This is a genomic window from Bordetella tumbae (assembly GCF_965139195.1).
Classification (GTDB): domain Bacteria; phylum Pseudomonadota; class Gammaproteobacteria; order Burkholderiales; family Burkholderiaceae_B; genus Bordetella_A; species Bordetella_A tumbae.
On the sequence record NZ_CBCSJH010000007.1, the window covers coordinates 96983 to 113002 of the forward strand.

General features: G+C 58.5%; 15 protein-coding genes. 9 read left to right on the forward strand and 6 right to left on the reverse strand.

The genetic code is table 11. The features are described 5' to 3' along the window. Positions 1-7 precede the first annotated feature (7 nt). The 6 genes from ACNA0J_RS10745 (at position 8) to ACNA0J_RS10770 (ending at position 6204) form a co-directional block, all read left to right on the forward strand. Entirely contained in the window at positions 8-1030 is a 1023-nt protein-coding gene (locus tag ACNA0J_RS10745; RefSeq protein WP_415818852.1) for an alpha/beta hydrolase, read from the forward strand. 67 nt (positions 1031-1097) lie between these two features. Next, complete coding sequence (locus ACNA0J_RS10750; protein WP_415818853.1) at positions 1098-1742, forward strand: TetR/AcrR family transcriptional regulator; 645 nt, start codon at positions 1098-1100, stop codon at positions 1740-1742. A 197-nt stretch (positions 1743-1939) separates the two neighbouring features. Next, positions 1940-2845, forward strand: coding sequence for a tripartite tricarboxylate transporter substrate binding protein (locus ACNA0J_RS10755; protein ID WP_415818949.1), 906 nt, complete (start codon positions 1940-1942; stop codon positions 2843-2845). A gap of 40 nt (positions 2846-2885) precedes the next feature. Beyond that, positions 2886-4061, forward strand: a complete 1176-nt coding sequence (locus ACNA0J_RS10760; protein WP_415818854.1) for a Gfo/Idh/MocA family protein — start codon at positions 2886-2888, stop codon at positions 4059-4061. A 42-nt stretch (positions 4062-4103) separates the two neighbouring features. Next, positions 4104-5309 carry a dihydrodipicolinate synthase family protein gene (locus ACNA0J_RS10765; protein ID WP_415818855.1) on the forward strand — a complete coding sequence of 402 codons (1206 nt, stop codon included), beginning with the start codon at positions 4104-4106 and terminating at the stop codon, positions 5307-5309. 4 nt (positions 5310-5313) lie between these two features. Continuing rightward, positions 5314-6204 (forward strand): sugar phosphate isomerase/epimerase family protein, encoded by an 891-nt coding sequence (locus tag ACNA0J_RS10770; protein WP_415818856.1) that lies wholly within the window; start codon positions 5314-5316, stop codon positions 6202-6204. An 85-nt stretch (positions 6205-6289) separates the two neighbouring features. On the opposite strand, the gene ACNA0J_RS10775 is transcribed toward ACNA0J_RS10770, so the two are convergent. Continuing rightward, positions 6290-7027 (reverse strand): hypothetical protein, encoded by a 738-nt coding sequence (locus ACNA0J_RS10775; protein WP_415818857.1) that lies wholly within the window; start codon positions 7025-7027, stop codon positions 6290-6292. A 195-nt stretch (positions 7028-7222) separates the two neighbouring features. On the opposite strand from ACNA0J_RS10775, the gene ACNA0J_RS10780 reads away from it, so the two are divergent. Both ACNA0J_RS10780 and ACNA0J_RS10785 read left to right on the forward strand, forming a co-directional pair. Beyond that, positions 7223-7939 (forward strand): response regulator transcription factor, encoded by a 717-nt coding sequence (locus ACNA0J_RS10780; RefSeq protein WP_415818858.1) that lies wholly within the window; start codon positions 7223-7225, stop codon positions 7937-7939. Continuing rightward, positions 7936-9306 carry a sensor histidine kinase gene (locus tag ACNA0J_RS10785; protein WP_415818859.1) on the forward strand — a complete coding sequence of 457 codons (1371 nt, stop codon included), beginning with the start codon at positions 7936-7938 and terminating at the stop codon, positions 9304-9306. The genes ACNA0J_RS10780 and ACNA0J_RS10785 overlap by 4 nt, the downstream gene beginning before the upstream one ends. Positions 9307-9395: 89 nt before the next feature. Here ACNA0J_RS10785 and ACNA0J_RS10790 read toward each other — a convergent pair whose 3' ends face one another. From ACNA0J_RS10790 to ACNA0J_RS10810, 5 genes are all read right to left on the reverse strand, one after another. Further along, positions 9396-10916: a tripartite tricarboxylate transporter permease gene (locus ACNA0J_RS10790; RefSeq protein WP_415818860.1), complete on the reverse strand. Its 1521-nt coding sequence runs from the start codon at positions 10914-10916 to the stop codon at positions 9396-9398. Positions 10917-10928: 12 nt separating this feature from the next. Next, positions 10929-11378: a tripartite tricarboxylate transporter TctB family protein gene (locus ACNA0J_RS10795; RefSeq protein WP_415818861.1), complete on the reverse strand. Its 450-nt coding sequence runs from the start codon at positions 11376-11378 to the stop codon at positions 10929-10931. Between the two features lie 164 nt (positions 11379-11542). Then, the gene (locus ACNA0J_RS10800) at positions 11543-12055 is read right to left on the reverse strand and encodes an MgtC/SapB family protein (protein WP_415818862.1); all 513 of its coding nucleotides are present in this window, start codon (positions 12053-12055) and stop codon (positions 11543-11545) included. 108 nt (positions 12056-12163) lie between these two features. After that, entirely contained in the window at positions 12164-13666 is a 1503-nt protein-coding gene (locus tag ACNA0J_RS10805) for a M81 family metallopeptidase (RefSeq protein ID WP_415818863.1), read from the reverse strand. An 8-nt stretch (positions 13667-13674) separates the two neighbouring features. Then, a complete protein-coding gene (locus ACNA0J_RS10810) occupies positions 13675-14988 on the reverse strand; it encodes an MFS transporter (protein WP_415818864.1) in 1314 nt (437 codons plus the stop codon). 178 nt (positions 14989-15166) lie between these two features. Between ACNA0J_RS10810 and ACNA0J_RS10815 the strand changes: the two genes are divergently transcribed. Then, a partial coding sequence (locus tag ACNA0J_RS10815; protein ID WP_415818865.1) for a LysR family transcriptional regulator occupies positions 15167-16020 on the forward strand: 854 nt, incomplete at its 3' end.

Sequence of the window (16020 nt, forward strand, 5' to 3'; positions counted from 1 at the left end):
ACTCACCATGACCAAAAAATACTCATCCTGCGGAACAGACCTCGTTTTCGAGCAATACCACGTGCCGACCAACGACACAGGTATTGAAATTCACGTACGCAACAAGCGTCCTGCCGCCATGATGCGCTTCCGTGCAGATCGCACCATCGTGATCGTTCATGGCGCGACGTTTTCGTCAGGCAGCCTTTACGATGTTCCATTCAACGGCATGTCTTTCCTCGACTTTCTGGCGGCAGCGGGCTACGACGTCCACGCTCTGGATGTCCGGGGCTACGGACATTCGTCACGCCCATCGGAGATGGAATCGCCTGCAGACGACTCAGCCCCAGTGATCGGGACGGATGTAGGCGTCCACGACTTGGGTGTGGTGGTGGATCACGTTCGCTCGCTTCGTGGCTTGGAGCGTGTCTGCGTGTTCGGCATGTCCTGGGGCGGCACAGTCGCTGGCGCTTATACCAGCCGCAACGCGGATAAAGTTAAGAAACTCGCACTGCTCGCGCCTCAGTGGCTAAGCGACAAGCCGATCCCGATCGATGCGGGAGGTCCATTGAGCGCCTATCGGTTGGTTCCGGTACGGGAAAGCAAGGCTCGCTGGCTGAGCACCGCGCCCGAGTATGGACGCGCTACTTTGATACCGGATGGCTGGTTTGAGCAATGGGCGGACTTTACCCTAGCTGAAGATCCGTGGAGCCAAGAACGTACGCCAAATTTGATGCGTGCGAGCAACGGGCCCATCCAAGACATCCGCGACTATTGGGCCGTTGGTCGCAAGTATTACAACCCCTCAGAAATCTCGGTCCCAGTGCTGCTGATTCATGGCGAATGGGATATCGACGTACCCATCGACCTCGCTCAGGCTTTATTCCTCGAACTGAAGAATGCGACATACCGGAAATGGGTTGAGATTGGGGAAGCCACGCACCTCGTCCTGCTCGAAAAAAATCGCCTCGTCGCGTACAAAGCGATTCGTGATTTCTTCGATGAAGACTATACGCCCGAAGTTGCCGAGAGCTCTCGCAGCAACGGATGATTTCTCGATCTCGGATACTATGACAAACCCTCTTTACATTTTTCCGTAATTCCCCATATAGTTAACAATGCCAGATCCAGCTCCTCCCGAAATCCGCTCTCGCGATGCCGACCGCTCGCAACAGATCATCCTGGATGCTGCGATTGCCGAATTCTCCAGCCATGGCCTGGCTGGAGCGCGCATGGATCGCATTGCCGAACGGGCCGATGTCAACAAACGCCTGATTTACTACTACTTCAAGAGCAAGGACGCACTGTTCCTCGCAGTCCTGGAAAACACGTATGCGCGCATCCGCCAAGCGGAACAGGCACTGCGCCTGCACGACATGCCGCCAGCCCAGGCCATCCGACGCCTCACCGAATTCACCTGGAACTACTACATCGAGCACCCCGAGTTTCTCACGCTGCTCAACAGCGAGAATCTGCATGAGGGGCAACACCTCGCACGCTCCGCAAGGATCAGCGAAATGAATTCTCCGCTAATAGAAACACTGGGTGAAATTCTGGAACGCGGCCGGCGCGAGCAACTCTTTCGCGGGGGCATCGACGCGATGCAGCTCTACGTCTCCATCGCCGGCATGGCCTACTTTTATTTGTCCAATCACTACACGCTGTCGGCAGTATTCGGACGCGACCTGATGACCCCCAAGGCACACCAGGAAAGGCTCTCCCACATCTGCGATGTGGTCCTCGGCTACGTGCTCAGAAACTAGCAAATCACCCCGTTGACAAAAACGGAGCGTGGCCTCTATTATTTTCTTAATTCACCATTTGGTGATTTAAATCGCACCAACACTCGATGCTGATGCGACGCCAAGAGCGAGAAAACAGGAGACCGGTCATGTCCTTGCGCCATCATTTGCTGCGCAGCTTCTTTGCATCGCTGCTGTGCTGCACAACTCTGCCTGCCATGGCGGCCGACTACCCAACTCGACCGATCCGCGTCATCGTGCCGTTCGCCGCCGGCAGCACCGTCGACATCATCGCCCGCGCCATCAGCGACAAAATGGGTGAAAACCTGGGCCAACCTTTCGTGATCGAGAACCGTGGCGGTGCCAGCGGGACCATCGGTCAGCAGGCCGTGGCGAGCGCCGCGCCGGACGGTTACACGCTCCTGCTTCATTCCTCCTCGCACACGGTCAGTCCGTCGACCTTCGCAAAACTGCCCTTCGATACGCTGGCCGATTTTGCGGGCATCACGCCGATCGCCTCGCTGCCCAACGTGCTCGTTGTGTCTCCCGAGAAAGGCTACAAAACCGTGGCCGACCTGCTGGCCGCCGCACGCGCGAATCCCGGCACACTGAATTTCGCCTCAGCCGGTCAAGGCAGCGCTACGCACCTGAATGCCGAAAAGTTCAAAGACGCCGCCAACATCGAGGCAGTGAACATCCCCTTCAAGGGGTCCTCCGAAGCCGTCACCGAAGTATTGGCCGGACGCGTCGATTACTACTTCTCGCCCATCGCCCCAGTCATCGGCCAGATCAAGGAGAAACGCCTGCTGCCGCTGGCTGTAGGCTCGGCCGATCGCTCGGCAGCGCTGCCTGATGTGCCCACTGTGATCGAGGCCGGTGTACCCGGAGCCCAATTCAATTTCTGGATCGGCATGCTGGCGCCGGCGAAAACACCGCGCCCCATCATTGACCAACTGCACGCCGCCGCTGTCCAGGCACTCGAATCGGATGCAGTCAAGGCCCGCTTTCTGGAGCTTGGAGCTCAGGCTTGGACGCTGACACCCGAGCAGTTCGATCAGTACATCGAAAAGGAAATCGCCACCAACGCCGACATCGTCAAGGCGGCCGGCATTTCGGCGCAGTAACGGCGCGCACGCCACCTCTACTACTCGAAGGAAAACCATCATGCCTACGCAGCGGCTTGGAATCATCATGCACGGCGTCACCGGACGCATGGGGATGAACCAACACCTTATCCGTTCCATCGTCGCCATACGTGCCCAAGGCGGCGTGGCGCTGTCCAACGGTGATAAGGTCATGCCCGACCCTATCCTTATCGGTCGCAATGCCGAGAAAATCGAAGCCCTGGCGCGTACGCATGGCATAGAGCGGTGGGGCACCGATCTGGATGCGGCCCTGGCCAACGCGCAGGACACTGTTTTCTTTGATGCCGGCACCACGCAGATGCGCCCCGCGCTGCTCGCCCGCGCCATCCAGGCAGGCAAACACGTCTATTGCGAAAAGCCTATCGCCACCAATCTGAACGAGGCAGTCGAGATCGCGCGACTAGCGCAGCAGGCTGGCCGGGACTACGGGATCAAGCATGGCGCAGTGCAGGACAAGTTGTTCCTGCCGGGCCTGCGCAAGCTAGACATGCTGCGTCGCGCCGGTTTCTTCGGTCGCATGCTGTCGGTACGCCTGGAGTTCGGCTACTGGGTGTTCGAGGGCGACCTGCAACCCATTCAACGGCCAAGCTGGAACTATCGCGCCGAAGACGGCGGCGGCATGATTCTGGATATGATGTGCCATTGGCGATATGTCCTGGATAACCTGTTCGGCGATGTCCAGTCCATCTCATGTCTCGGAACCACGCATATCCCGCAGCGTTGGGACGAGGCTGGCAAGCCCTACCCCTGCACGGCGGACGATGCCGCTTACGCCACAGCGCAATTGCTCGGCCATGGCGGCGAGCCGGTGATCGCGCAGTTGAACATGAGCTGGGCCACTCGAGTGCGCCGCGACGACCTGGTGACTTTCCACGTCGACGGCACACACGGATCTGCTGTAGCCGGCCTGTCTGACTGCCGCGCCCAATCACATGTCGCCACACCTCGCCCGGTCTGGAATCCAGACGTCAAACAATCGATGAACTTCTTTGACCAGTGGCAGGAGATTCCCGACTCATCGGTCTACGACAACGGCTTCAAGGTTCAGTGGGAACACTTCATCCGCCATGTCGTCGAAGACGCACCTTACACCTGGACGCTGCCCGAAGGGGCCAAGGGAGTGCAACTGGTGGAGGCCGCGCTGCAAAGCTGGCGCGACCGGCGCTGGGTCGATCTCGAACCGCTTTCGATCTAACCGCCACAGGCCCCGCCTGCGCCGCTCTCTTCAGGAGTTCACATGGCATTGACATTATCCCTTCCCGTCTCGGAAAGGACGCCGCTTGCGCCCTACACCTTGCGCGGAATCGTGCCTGCACGCCCGTCAACAGTCTCTTTCGACCGCATTGCCTACTCGGCCGCCCATGTCGTGGCCGACCCGCTAACAACCCGCGACCCCTGGGTGCACGCCGTTATCGACTGGGATGCCACCATCGCCTATCGGCAACATCTCTGGTCGCTGGGATTGGGTGTCGCCGAAGCCATGGACACTGCGCAGCGCGGCATGGGGCTGGATTGGCCTACCTCGCTGGAACTGATCCGCCGATCGCTGGACGCAGCGCACGACGTGCCGGGCGCGCTGGTGGCCAGCGGTTGCGGCACCGACCACCTCGCCCCCGAGGACGCGACCAGCGTGGACGACGTCATCCATGCCTATGAGGAACAGATGGCGGCGATCGAAAAACTGGGTGGCCGGATCATCCTCATGGCAAGCCGTGCACTGGCCCGGGTGGCCCGTTCGCCCGACGACTACACCCGCGTTTATGGACGCCTGCTCGAACAAGCTCGCGAACCTGTGATCCTGCACTGGCTGGGCGACATGTTCGATCCCGCGTTGGCCGGCTACTGGGGCACGGAAAATCTGGATCAGGCAACACAGACCGCACTGGACATCATCTCCGCACACGCCAGCAAGGTCGATGGCATCAAGATTTCACTACTTGACGCGCAGCGGGAAATCGCCATGCGCAGGCGCCTGCCCATGCACGGCGGCAACGACGGCAAAGGCGTACGGATGTATACCGGCGACGACTTCAATTATGCCCAGCTCATTGCAGGCGACAGCTATGGCGATCATCCACGCCACGACCGCAGCGACGCGCTGCTGGGCATTTTCGACGCCATCGCCCCCGTTGCCAGCGCCGCTCTCGGTGAGCTGGCGCAGGGCAATGCCGAGCGCTTCCACGCACTGATGGGTCCGACGGTCCCACTATCGCGGCATATCTTCCAGGCGCCCACACGCTTTTACAAGACAGGGATCGTGTTCATGGCCTGGCTCAATGGACACCAGGATCACTTCACGATGGTCGGCGCCCAACAGGGTGCGCGATCGGTGCTGCACCTAGCCGAACTATTCCGGCTCGCCGACCAAGCGGGGCTGTTGGAACAACCGGAGCTGGCAGTGCGCCGCATGCGCACCCTGCTCGCATTGCACGGCATCGAGTAACGGCATGCGCGACTTCTCGAACGACCATTCCTGGCTCTCCGTCAACACCGCAACAGTCCGCAAGCAGGAAGGTGTAGAGACGCCTCTGCCGCGGATCATCGAACAATGCGCCGCACGCGGCATACGCGCGATCAGCCCATGGCGGGATCAGGTCGCCGCGGCTGGTCTATCCGAAATCCGAGCTCAATTACGGAATACCGGCATTGCCTTATCGGGTTATTGCCGGGGCGGCTTTTTCACCGGCTCGACGGCTCAATCGCGACAGGCAGCGCTGGATGACAACCGCCGCGCCATGGACGAGGCCAAGGCACTGGATGCGCCCTGCCTGGTGCTTGTGGTGGGCGCGTTGCCAGGCGCCTTGGAGGGCTCACCACACTACAAGGACATTGCTCGGGCACGAAACGAGGTGCGCGACGGTATCGCCGCATCGCTCGCGTATGCGCGAGAGATCGGTATGCCGCTGGCCATCGAGCCGCTACACCCTATGCAGGCGGCCGACCGCGCCTGCATCAATACTCTGGCGCATGCGCTGGACCTGTGCGACGAGCTCGATCCAGCCGACGATCACACGGTCCCTGCCATGCTTGGCGTCGCCGTGGATGTCTATCACGTCTGGTGGGATCCGGCGTTGCAAAACCAGATCGCGCGCGCCGGCAAGCGGCGGCTCATGGCCTATCATGTCTGCGACTGGCGACTGCCTACGCGTCACCTGCTGTCGGACCGTGCCATGATGGGCGACGGCGTCATCGAGCTGCGCAAGATACGCGGATGGGTAGAGGCGGCGGGCTACGCTGGATACAGCGAAGTCGAGATTTTTTCCGATATGGACTGGTGGCGACGGCCCGGTGGAGAAGTGCTCGATGTTTGCATCGAACGGCACCGCGCGGTTGTCTAGGCTTGCCGTTTGGGTTCGCAAAAAAGTGATGCCATTGCCATTCGTCGGTTCCAAAATAGCGAAGGTTCCTACAATCAGCAGTCTATCAATCTATGGACATATGACTCATGTTCCTCGGCCGTGTTTCGGTCCTCACCGCAGCCGATGTGATTGACCAGTTTGCGTGAGATACCCTGGCACGACTGATTCGCTGCACAAGATCCGAAACCAATTCAAAGAACCGGGTTGGCACCTTCGGAGATACGAGAACACTCGTCAGCAGCGTTCTCAAATCAACAGGCAACCGTAGCACTGAGTGTTGATCATCCTCTACAGTGTGATTGCGCGACCACAATGTCACCGTCAGCGTGCCGTCGTCAGATACCGGCATGACTGTGGAGCGCACTGACCGCCGTTGCCCCGGAGCACCGGCGAAGCGTGAGGTACGATTCAAAAACGCTTCCATGCCTGCGCTGAGAAATAATGATTCTGATAATGCACGAATAGTCGAAACGATATAGATGGGTGGTGCAAACGCATCGTCACCACCCCAATCTATAGAGAGCTCGTGCTCCAGCAGGTCCCATGACTGATATCCGATGGCGCTCGAGGCAGCAGACGCCTGGACAGACGTTCTATTCGGAAAACTCGAGATGCTCGTTGCAGCCATGTCAGCCATCACTTTTTTATTTATGATGGCAGAACGTAATGAAGCAAACCGAATACTAGCCAATGGGTTGAAAGGGGATCTCCCATACGTCATGAGTTCAACCAGCTCGTAGAAACTTATCGGCTTACAAATGAGTTGGTCTTGATCCAGACTGGGGCTGACATGAATACTCACTACGCAACCTTCTTAAGGCAAGGAAATAACTTGGGGTATGCTGAATGATCTTAGTCAAAACCAGCCCTGAGCGTATTACGCTTGCCTTACCATTTAGTCAGGAAAAAGGCTGATATAGGGTGCCAACGTCGTTACTGACTCAGTCGATAAGGGTCGCGGTGACGGACGAAGGCAGCCGAAGCATTGGAAATAACTATGTGGCAGTGTCTTATCATTGAGGACGACCGGGAAAACGCTCGTTATCTCGCCAATGGCCTGACGGAGCTCGGGCACATGGTCAGCGTTAGCAGGGATGGAGTGAGTGGCCTTGAAAATGCCATGAAGGAAAAGTGGGACATCATCATTCTGGACCGCATATTGCCCAATCATATCGATGGCCTTTCAATACTATCCACCCTGCGAGCATTAGGGAAAAAGACGCCGGTCTTGGTGCTGAGCGCGCTGTCGGCGGTTGACGATCGGGTTGATGGTCTAAGAGCAGGAGGCGATGACTATCTGGTCAAGCCTTTCTCCTTTTCTGAACTCGTCGCTCGAATGGATGCCTTAGTCAGGCGCACGCGCCCCGACCATCTGGAAGTCAAACAACTGCGCGTTGCAGATTTGACGGTCAATGTCGCTACCCAGAAAGTGCACCGTGCCGGCCAATCGATTGCCTTGCAACCGCAGGAATTCCGTTTATTGGTCTATCTCATGCTCAATATGCACAGGATCGTGACACGAACGATGTTGCTTGAAACGATTTGGGGATACACCTTTGATCCGCAGTCGAATGTTATTGATGTTCAGGTCAGCAGATTGCGCCGCAAGATAGATTCCAATTCCGCCACCCCGCTGATTCACACGATACGCGGCGCGGGATACACGATCTCTGACAAGCCAGATCTCCACGATAGAAAACTCGCAGAAGAATGACGTATTTTTTTCGACGCCTGTGGAACTCCATTTCCTTTCGCCTGACGTTGAACTATGGGTTGCTGGCGATTTTGACGACGTTGATATTGATCGTATTCATATATGTTCAATTTATTGGAGCATTGCGCACTGAGTATGCGCGACAAATAACAGCGACAGCACAACGCCTTATTGTGACTTATGAGGAGGGTAGCCGTGTCGCTCTGATATCGGCGATTGAACTGACGCTGTCGGATCGCATCGACTCGCCCCGAGAGATCTATTTGCTACTTGATAAAGATGGTCGGAAACTCGCCGGAAATCTCGCAGATACCCCATCACTCAAAGCAACATCTACCGAAGTCTTTGACGCCGAGGTGATTCAAGACGGCACGCCTACGCGAGGTCGTCTAAAAGTCCAAATCCTGGCCAATGGAGAAACGCTAGTCGTAGGCCAGGATCTGAGCGAGATTAGCGACATCACGGCATTGATTGGTCGGGCTACGGCAGCAGCGATTTTTTTGGCGGTACTGCTGGTGCTGCTGGGAACGTACCTCTTCAGAAGAGAATTAGCGTACCGCGTTAGCCACATCCGCCGAACCACGCAGCAAATCGGTGCGGGCCAACTCTCCAAACGTATCTCTCCTCCGACACGCGAAGACGAGTTCACGCTGCTTAATCGCGACATCAACACGATGCTGGATAGGATCGAACTCTTGATGAAGAGCGCCAGGCACATCTCGGACACCATTGCACATAATCTTCGTACTCCGCTGACTCGCATTGTTGGCGGATTACGCGCAGCGCAACGGCCGGACGTACCTGTGACTGAAGTGCTGGAGGCGAATCAACGTGCAATAGAAGGCATCGAGAGTCTAAATGTCTTGCTGGAAAAACTCTTGCAAATAGCCGAGATGGAGGCAGGCATACAACGTCGTTCGTTTAAGCCTTGCGAGTTGAACGTCATCGTCACCGACGTAATGGAGATGTACGAGGCGTTAGCGGAAGACAAAGGGATTGCGTTACACCGCAAGGACCTGGATAACGTCACGCTGACTGGCGATGTCAATCTGCTCGCCAGTGCGCTCGCTAATCTGCTCGACAATGCGATTAAGTATGCCACCAGTCAGGTAGTGGTCAACGTAATCAAGCAAGGGAATACGGGGCTCGTTACGATCGAGGACGATGGGCCTGGGCTGCCCGCTACCGAGTATGAGCACCTGGGCAAACACTTCTACCGATCAGATCCATCCTCGGAAGGCCATGGTTTGGGCTTGACCAGCGTAATGAATATTGTCGGTTTGCACGGCGGTACGCTCTCTTTTGCCAATGCTCAGCCAGGCCTGCGAGTCATCTTGTCACTGCCTCTGAATTCAACACACAGTTGACACTGCGAGGGCCATCAGAACGCCCTTATCGTCGGATAGAGGCAGTGACTTACACAATTGCCGCCGGTCCCAAGGGGGGCCGGCTTACGTCAAGCTGCTTTCGGGGTTGAGTCGGAGAGCGCCACGGCCGACCGCTGGCGCAGGCTGCTCCACACGCCCCACACCAGCAAGACTGCCGTCAGGGCCAGCACCCACATGCTGATCGGACGTTCGATGAAAGTCTGGAAGCTACCTCGCGAGAGCAGCATGGCACGCCGGAAATTCTCTTCCAGCATCGGGCCAAGCACATAGCCGAGCAACAGCGGGGCAGGCTCGAAGTCGAGCACCCGCAGCACATAGCCGGCAATGCCGAACAGCAGCACAAGGTAGACGTCGAAGACATTATTGTTGACGCCATAGACGCCGATGCAGACGAACATCACGATCGCCGGATAGAGGATGTGATACGGAATCGTCAGCACACGGATCCACATACCGATCATCGGCACGTTCAAAATCACCAGGACGATATTGCCGATCCAGAAGCTCATCACCAGGCCCCAGAACATGGCAGGTTGCTCGGTGAGCATTTGCGGGCCGGGCTGGATGCCATGGATCATCATCGCACCGATGATCAACGCCATCGTCACACTGCCGGGGATACCAAGCGTCAGCGTCGGAATGAAGGAGGCCATGTCGGACGCACTGTTGGCGGTCTCCGGCGCCATGATGCCCTCGATGGTTCCCTTGCCGAAGCGCTCCGGCGTTTTTGAGACCCGTTTCTCGACTGCGTAGGCCATGTAGGCTGCCACAGTGGGGCCTACGCCAGGCAGCACGCCCAACCATGCCCCTATGCCCGATCCGCGCGCCATCCCTCCCCACGAGCGCTTGACCTCGTCACGCGTCGGGAGCATGCTCTTCATGGATACGTCCATTTTGCTGTCAGCCGCCTTCACATGATTAATGCTGGCGATGATCTCGGTAATGCCAAACAGCCCCATGGCCAGTGCGACGATGCCCACCCCGTCTTGCAACTCGGGAAAACCGAAGTCGAAGCGCGACACACCCGAATTGACGTCGGTGCCGACCAGACCCAGCAGCACACCGCCTACGACCATGGTGATGCCCTTGATTGCTGAACCGGACGACACGACAGAAGCCGCCACCAGGCCCAGCACCATGATCGCAAAGTACTCGGCCGGGCCGAACTTGAACGCGATGTTGGCAATAGGCTCGGAGAACAGCGTCAACAAGGCGATACCCACGCTGGCCCCGACAAAGGAGGCAATGGTCGTCATGAGCAGCGCCACGCCGCCCCGACCTTGTTTGGCCATCGGAAACCCGTCCAGGCAGGTCACGGCGTTGGCCGGTGTTCCCGGAAGATTCAGCAGAATCGAGGCAGTCGACCCGCCATAGGTACTGCCATACCAGATGCCGGACAGCATGATCAGCGCGGCGGTCGGCTCCAGGTGGTAGGTGATAGGGAACAGCAGCGACATGGTCGCCAGCGTTCCGACGCCCGGTATTACGCCGATCAGCGTGCCCAGTGCTACGCCGATAACACACCAAAGAAGATTGTTCCAGGCGAGCGCGGTTGACAGACCAAGGACGAGGTTGCCAAGTAATTCCATTTTTACTCTCTCCTACCAGGGCCAGGCGAAGACCGGCACAATCAGGCCCAGGGCTACCTTGAAGAGCAAGGTCGCGCCGACGGCAACGCCCACGGCAAGAATCAGCGACCCCTTCCAGGACAGTTTGCAATCCGAAATACCGGCCAGAATAGTCTGCCCGATGATTGCGGGAATCAGGCCGAACGGAACAAGCAGCAACGCAAATGCGAGCGTTGACAGACTGATCCAGAGCAGCGGTCGCCATTCGAATGTGGGCACGGGCCCTGCACGCAGCAGTGCGGGGATCAGTATTGCGAGCCCGCACAACGCCAGCACGCCGCCGACGAGGGCGGGAAAATAGCCGGGCCCCATCCGGTCGGACGTGCCGAGGGTGAATGAGGTCAATGAATGGTACATGGCTGCAGCCCCGGCAACCGTGATCAATCCGCCCCCGAGCAAGTCGCGGTAGTCGACTCGACGCATGTAGTTGTCTCCTTGGAATTTATCGAGTTCAGCTCCGCTCCAGTGCGCGAAACTGCGGACCCGAATTATCCGTTTGGGCGACCCCTATGCGTCAAATGAGCTTTTCATTACTTTTTGGTCATGTAGTGGTTCTAGGTATCGGCGTCGACGTCTTGCTACCCTCGCTACTGATCCTCAGAGCGAGGCGCAGGGGTGTCGTTCTTGGGTATCTTTTTCTCGAACCGATTGACGACCGCCAAAACAAATAAGGCGATCAGAGTACTGGCCACGGCGGTGGCTTCGCGGCCATATCCCGCGGCAACACCAATGGCGGCGACAATCCAGATGCTGGCTGCCGTTGTCAAACCTTTGACGACGCGATCATTTTCCTGCTTGAGGATGGCGCCTGCGCCGAGAAAGCCCACCCCTGCAATCACGCCCTGCATTACCCGGCTCATATCGGCAACCTGCATTCCACTGGCGCTAGGAACCAGAACGAAAATGGCTGCGCCTAGAGACACCAGCATATGGGTTCGCAAACCGGCGTCCTTTCCTTTCATTTCGCGCTCATAGCCGATTGCCGCACCCAGAATGACGGCCAGGCCCAGCCGAAGCACTATCACCGTCGCTTCTTTAATGTCCGCGATATCGGAAAACTCGCTCACCACCGTTAGCCAAATATCGTTCAACGTCGACATGATGGCTCCTTAGCGCAGGAAGTTGTTTGCCCTAGTGTAGGGTCCTCCGCTATGGAAATCTATTGCCGGTCACGATGCCGGCCACGGAAATCCGCAGCCATGCTGCATTCAGGACTGCGGCGGCACGAATGGTTCGCCCATCGGGCGCATGCGCATTCCCGGCGCCAAGCGTGTCCAGGGCAAGTCAGCACTGTCGGCCTTCATGGGACCGGGCGCCTTCGCCACCAGGACATCTTCAGCTATAGGCTGGAAATCAGCTCGGAAATGCACCGAGCTTTTCACCACCAAGATTTTCATCTGTTCCGGTTGCACGTTACCCGTACGGAATAGATTCCGGTCCAGCATTTGTGATTTACCTGCACTGACCACCACGCGGATTCCGCCCAGGCGCAAGCAGGCGACCGGCCCCACGTCGGCTTGGACGCCGTGCATCATGGGGCCGTCGAAACGGCATTTGCCGTCGCCAATGTACTCGACGTCGAACTCGCCATTCACGGGCTCGTCTCCCGGTATCCGCGACTTGCCACCCAAGGACAGGGTGACCCGGTTACCCACTCCCGCCTGCACTGCCTGCTGTACGGCTTGCGGATCCCATAACAGGCCCAGCGCGGCATCTTGTGCATCGGCTTCGATCAGCGCGCGCAGCATGCCTGTCGTATTCGAGTCTCCCCCTGCTCCCGGATTGTCCTGCGTATCGGCAATGATCACTGGTCGGCCGGCATCCCTCGCCAGGACCTGGGCTTGGCGTACGGCCTCGGACGGCTCCAGAAAAGGGACGGCCCATAGCGGCTCAGCCTGTAGCACGGCGTCATGCAATGCCTGCACGGCCTGCTCTACCGCATCGGGATCTCTACCATGTCCCCACACCACCGGCCCGCATTCCGGAAAGTCTGCCGCGGGAAAGCCCGGCGTAAACGACAGGGATGCCAGGCCGAACCGGTCTTCCAGCGATGCCAGCGTGGCGTATATGGATTTTGCTGGCTCCAGCATGGAGCACATTCCATTGATCGGGATCAAGAATGGCAAGCGCAACGACCGCGTGTGCAACGTGCTGTCCGGCTGCAATAGATCTTCGAGCAACCGATACGCGCGAGCGCCCGTGTCGGCCATGTCCACATGCGGATAGGTGCGAAAGGCAGTCATGCCACTCGCGTGACGCAACATTGCCGTTGTCACGTTGGCATGCAGGTCCAGGCTGGCCACGATCGGCACGCGGTTGCCAACGCGGGCACGCAGGCGCGACAGCAGTTCTCCCTCGCCGTCATCGGCGTCGACGGTGACCATGGCGCCGTGCAGGTCCAGGTAAATCGCATCGTACTCGCGATGGTCCACGGCATCGATAATCTCGGCCGCAATACGTTCATAGGCTTGCCGCGTGACGTGTGCCGCGGGACTGGCGGCGGTCCAGATGACCGGTTCGATCTGGTGCCCGGCGGCTTGCGCGGCGCGGATGAAGCCTCCCGCCGGTATGTTGATATCGGCGAAAGCCAGCAAATCCGCGCCCCGCGTCATGGCGGGAAAGCCTTCGCCGCGCTCGAAGTTTGCGTAGTCGGTCTGCGTGGGTGCAAAAGTATTGGTCTCATGTTGGAAACCAGCGACGAGAATTTTCATGGCAGTATTCAACCTTGCATGCGAGCGTGGCGGGTAAACAGTATGGGCAGGACACCGACGACGAGCAGTGCGGCGATGACGTACAGACCGGCGCTCAACGACTGGGTCGACGTTTTGATCCAGCCTATCAATGTGGGGCTGGCAAAACCGCCCAGCAGGCCTATGCTGTTGATCAGCGCGATGCCCCCGGCTGCCGCCGGACCTTTCAAGTGTTGCGACGGGATCGCCCAGAATACGGTGTAGGCCGCCCACATCAAGGCGGTCGCTAGCGACAGCATCGTCATCGACAATAGAAAATGATCGGGTACCAACAGAGCGCCGACCAGAAGGACGCCGGCGAGAATGGCTGGCGCAGTCACGTGCCAACGCCGTTCTTGCCGCCGGTCCGAGCGGCGCGACAGGACGAACATGGCCGCGATGGCGGCGATGTACGGGATTGCCGACCAGATGCCGATTTGCATGGTGTCGTGCAGGCCCGACTGCTGCAACAAGGTCGGCAACCAGAAACTGACCGCGTACAGGCCGCTGATGAGGCAGAAATACGGGATGGCCAATGCATAGATGCCGGGATCTTTCAGCACGTCCTTGAATGCATGCGTCGCGTGTGCGGCCTGCCGCGTCTGCAGGTCGGCCGCCAGCAAATCACGTTCTTGCGGCGACAGCCAATGGGCTTTTTCCGGCTTGTCAGCCAGGCATATGAAGGCCACAATCCCCAACAGCACACAGGGCAGGCCCTCCAGCAGAAACATCCATTGCCAGCCGTCTAGCCCATGCGCACCGCTAAAGCGCGTCATGATCCAGGCGGACACCGGTCCACCCAGCATGCCACCCAGCGGGCCGGCACACATCACGACTGCCATGACACCCGCCATGCGCCGGGTAGAGTACCAATAGGTCAGGAAGAAGATCATGCCGGGTGCGAAGCCGGCCTCAAATACGCCCAGCAGGAAGCGCAGCGCGTAAAAGCTGTACTCGCCCTGCACGAACAGCATGCTGGCCGAGGTCAGCCCCCACAGAATCATGATGCGGCAGATTGTTTTGCGCGCGCCGATACGCACCAGCAGCAGATTGCTGGGCACCTCGAACAGCACATATCCCAGAAAGAAGATACCCGCCCCCAGTCCGTAGACCGCATCGGAAATGCCGACGTCGGCCTGCATCTGCAGCTTGGCAAAGCCGATGTTGACGCGATCCAGATAGGCAAAGGTGTAGCAGAGAACGAGTAGCGGCAGCAGGCGCCAATTGATCTTGCGATAGATGGAGGACAGGTCCGCAGACGCGTATACGTCGCGGGTTCCTGGCAACGAGGCGCCATGGTTCATGCGAGTTTTCCCTATGTATTGTGGTAGTGGTTGTGCAAGTTCCAGGGGCGATCTTCGCAGACCCGAGTGTTGTAGACAATGCACTGGTTATCACTTATCGTTCGCTTTTAGGCAACAATCATGCTGCGACGGTACCTGGCGGCAGGCAGCAGCCGTCAGACATCGACAGGCGAGCACAATGAACGAATTGAATCAGGCGCGTTTGCGCTACATGCACGAAGTCATCGTCTGCGGATCAATACGTGGTGCCGCTGAAAAGCTGGATATGTCACCGTCCGTGATCAGCAGACAGATCCAGCTGCTGGAGAAAGAGGTCGGCCTGCCGCTGTTCGAGCGCCGAGCGCGCGGATTGGCGCCGACCGAAGCTGCCGAAATGCTGGAGGAATTCCTCCGAGGCTATCGTGCCCAGCACGAGCACCTGGAAGACAGGCTGCACGCCCTGCGGGGCATGCGACGCGGACGTATCGAGATCAGCCTCAGTGAAGGCATGATAGAAGCGTTGATGACGCATGCGCTGGCGCCCTATTGTCAGGAGTTTCCCGATATACGCATAGGCATCAATACTGCATCGGTCGACGAGGTGGTAGAGGCCGTACGCAGTGACCGTGTACACATCGGCCTGGCGTTCAATCCACCGCAACATCCCGAGGTACGAGTGCGCGCGAAGCAGCGTATCCCCGTGGGCGCGCTAGTACGCGCCGATCATCCGCTGGCGCGGCGTCGCAGGGCGATCTCGATCAAGGAACTGCTACAGCATCCCTTGGCGCTGATGACGGCGCCTTACGGACTGCGGCGCATGGTCGACATGCTGGAATTCACCGAGAAGATTCATATATCGCCCGCCTTGACGACGAATTCGCTAGGCGTGCTGCGGCACTATGCCTTGAGCGGCGCGGGCGTCGTGCTTATGGCTGACCTGGGCGTCACACATGACGTGGCCAATGGATCATTGGTATTGGTGCCCATCGACCATCCCGTGCTGCATCAGGCCGAGATGCAACTGATGGTGCGATTGGGCCGACCGCTGTCGAC

Excerpts from the sequence above, each read along its gene's own strand:
- ACNA0J_RS10745 (WP_415818852.1), top strand. The coding sequence starts at position 8 with ATGACCAAAAAATACTCATCCTGCGGAACAGACCTCGTTTTCGAGCAA.
- ACNA0J_RS10750 (WP_415818853.1), top strand. The coding sequence starts at position 1,098 with ATGCCAGATCCAGCTCCTCCCGAAATCCGCTCTCGCGATGCCGACCGC.
- ACNA0J_RS10755 (WP_415818949.1), top strand. The coding sequence starts at position 1,940 with ATGGCGGCCGACTACCCAACTCGACCGATCCGCGTCATCGTGCCGTTC.
- ACNA0J_RS10760 (WP_415818854.1), top strand. The coding sequence starts at position 2,886 with ATGCCTACGCAGCGGCTTGGAATCATCATGCACGGCGTCACCGGACGC.
- ACNA0J_RS10765 (WP_415818855.1), top strand. The coding sequence starts at position 4,104 with ATGGCATTGACATTATCCCTTCCCGTCTCGGAAAGGACGCCGCTTGCG.
- ACNA0J_RS10770 (WP_415818856.1), top strand. The coding sequence starts at position 5,314 with ATGCGCGACTTCTCGAACGACCATTCCTGGCTCTCCGTCAACACCGCA.
- ACNA0J_RS10780 (WP_415818858.1), top strand. The coding sequence starts at position 7,223 with ATGTGGCAGTGTCTTATCATTGAGGACGACCGGGAAAACGCTCGTTAT.
- ACNA0J_RS10785 (WP_415818859.1), top strand. The coding sequence starts at position 7,936 with ATGACGTATTTTTTTCGACGCCTGTGGAACTCCATTTCCTTTCGCCTG.
- ACNA0J_RS10790 (WP_415818860.1), bottom strand. The coding sequence starts at position 10,916 with ATGGAATTACTTGGCAACCTCGTCCTTGGTCTGTCAACCGCGCTCGCC.
- ACNA0J_RS10795 (WP_415818861.1), bottom strand. The coding sequence starts at position 11,378 with ATGCGTCGAGTCGACTACCGCGACTTGCTCGGGGGCGGATTGATCACG.
- ACNA0J_RS10800 (WP_415818862.1), bottom strand. The coding sequence starts at position 12,055 with ATGTCGACGTTGAACGATATTTGGCTAACGGTGGTGAGCGAGTTTTCC.
- ACNA0J_RS10805 (WP_415818863.1), bottom strand. The coding sequence starts at position 13,666 with ATGAAAATTCTCGTCGCTGGTTTCCAACATGAGACCAATACTTTTGCA.
- ACNA0J_RS10810 (WP_415818864.1), bottom strand. The coding sequence starts at position 14,988 with ATGAACCATGGCGCCTCGTTGCCAGGAACCCGCGACGTATACGCGTCT.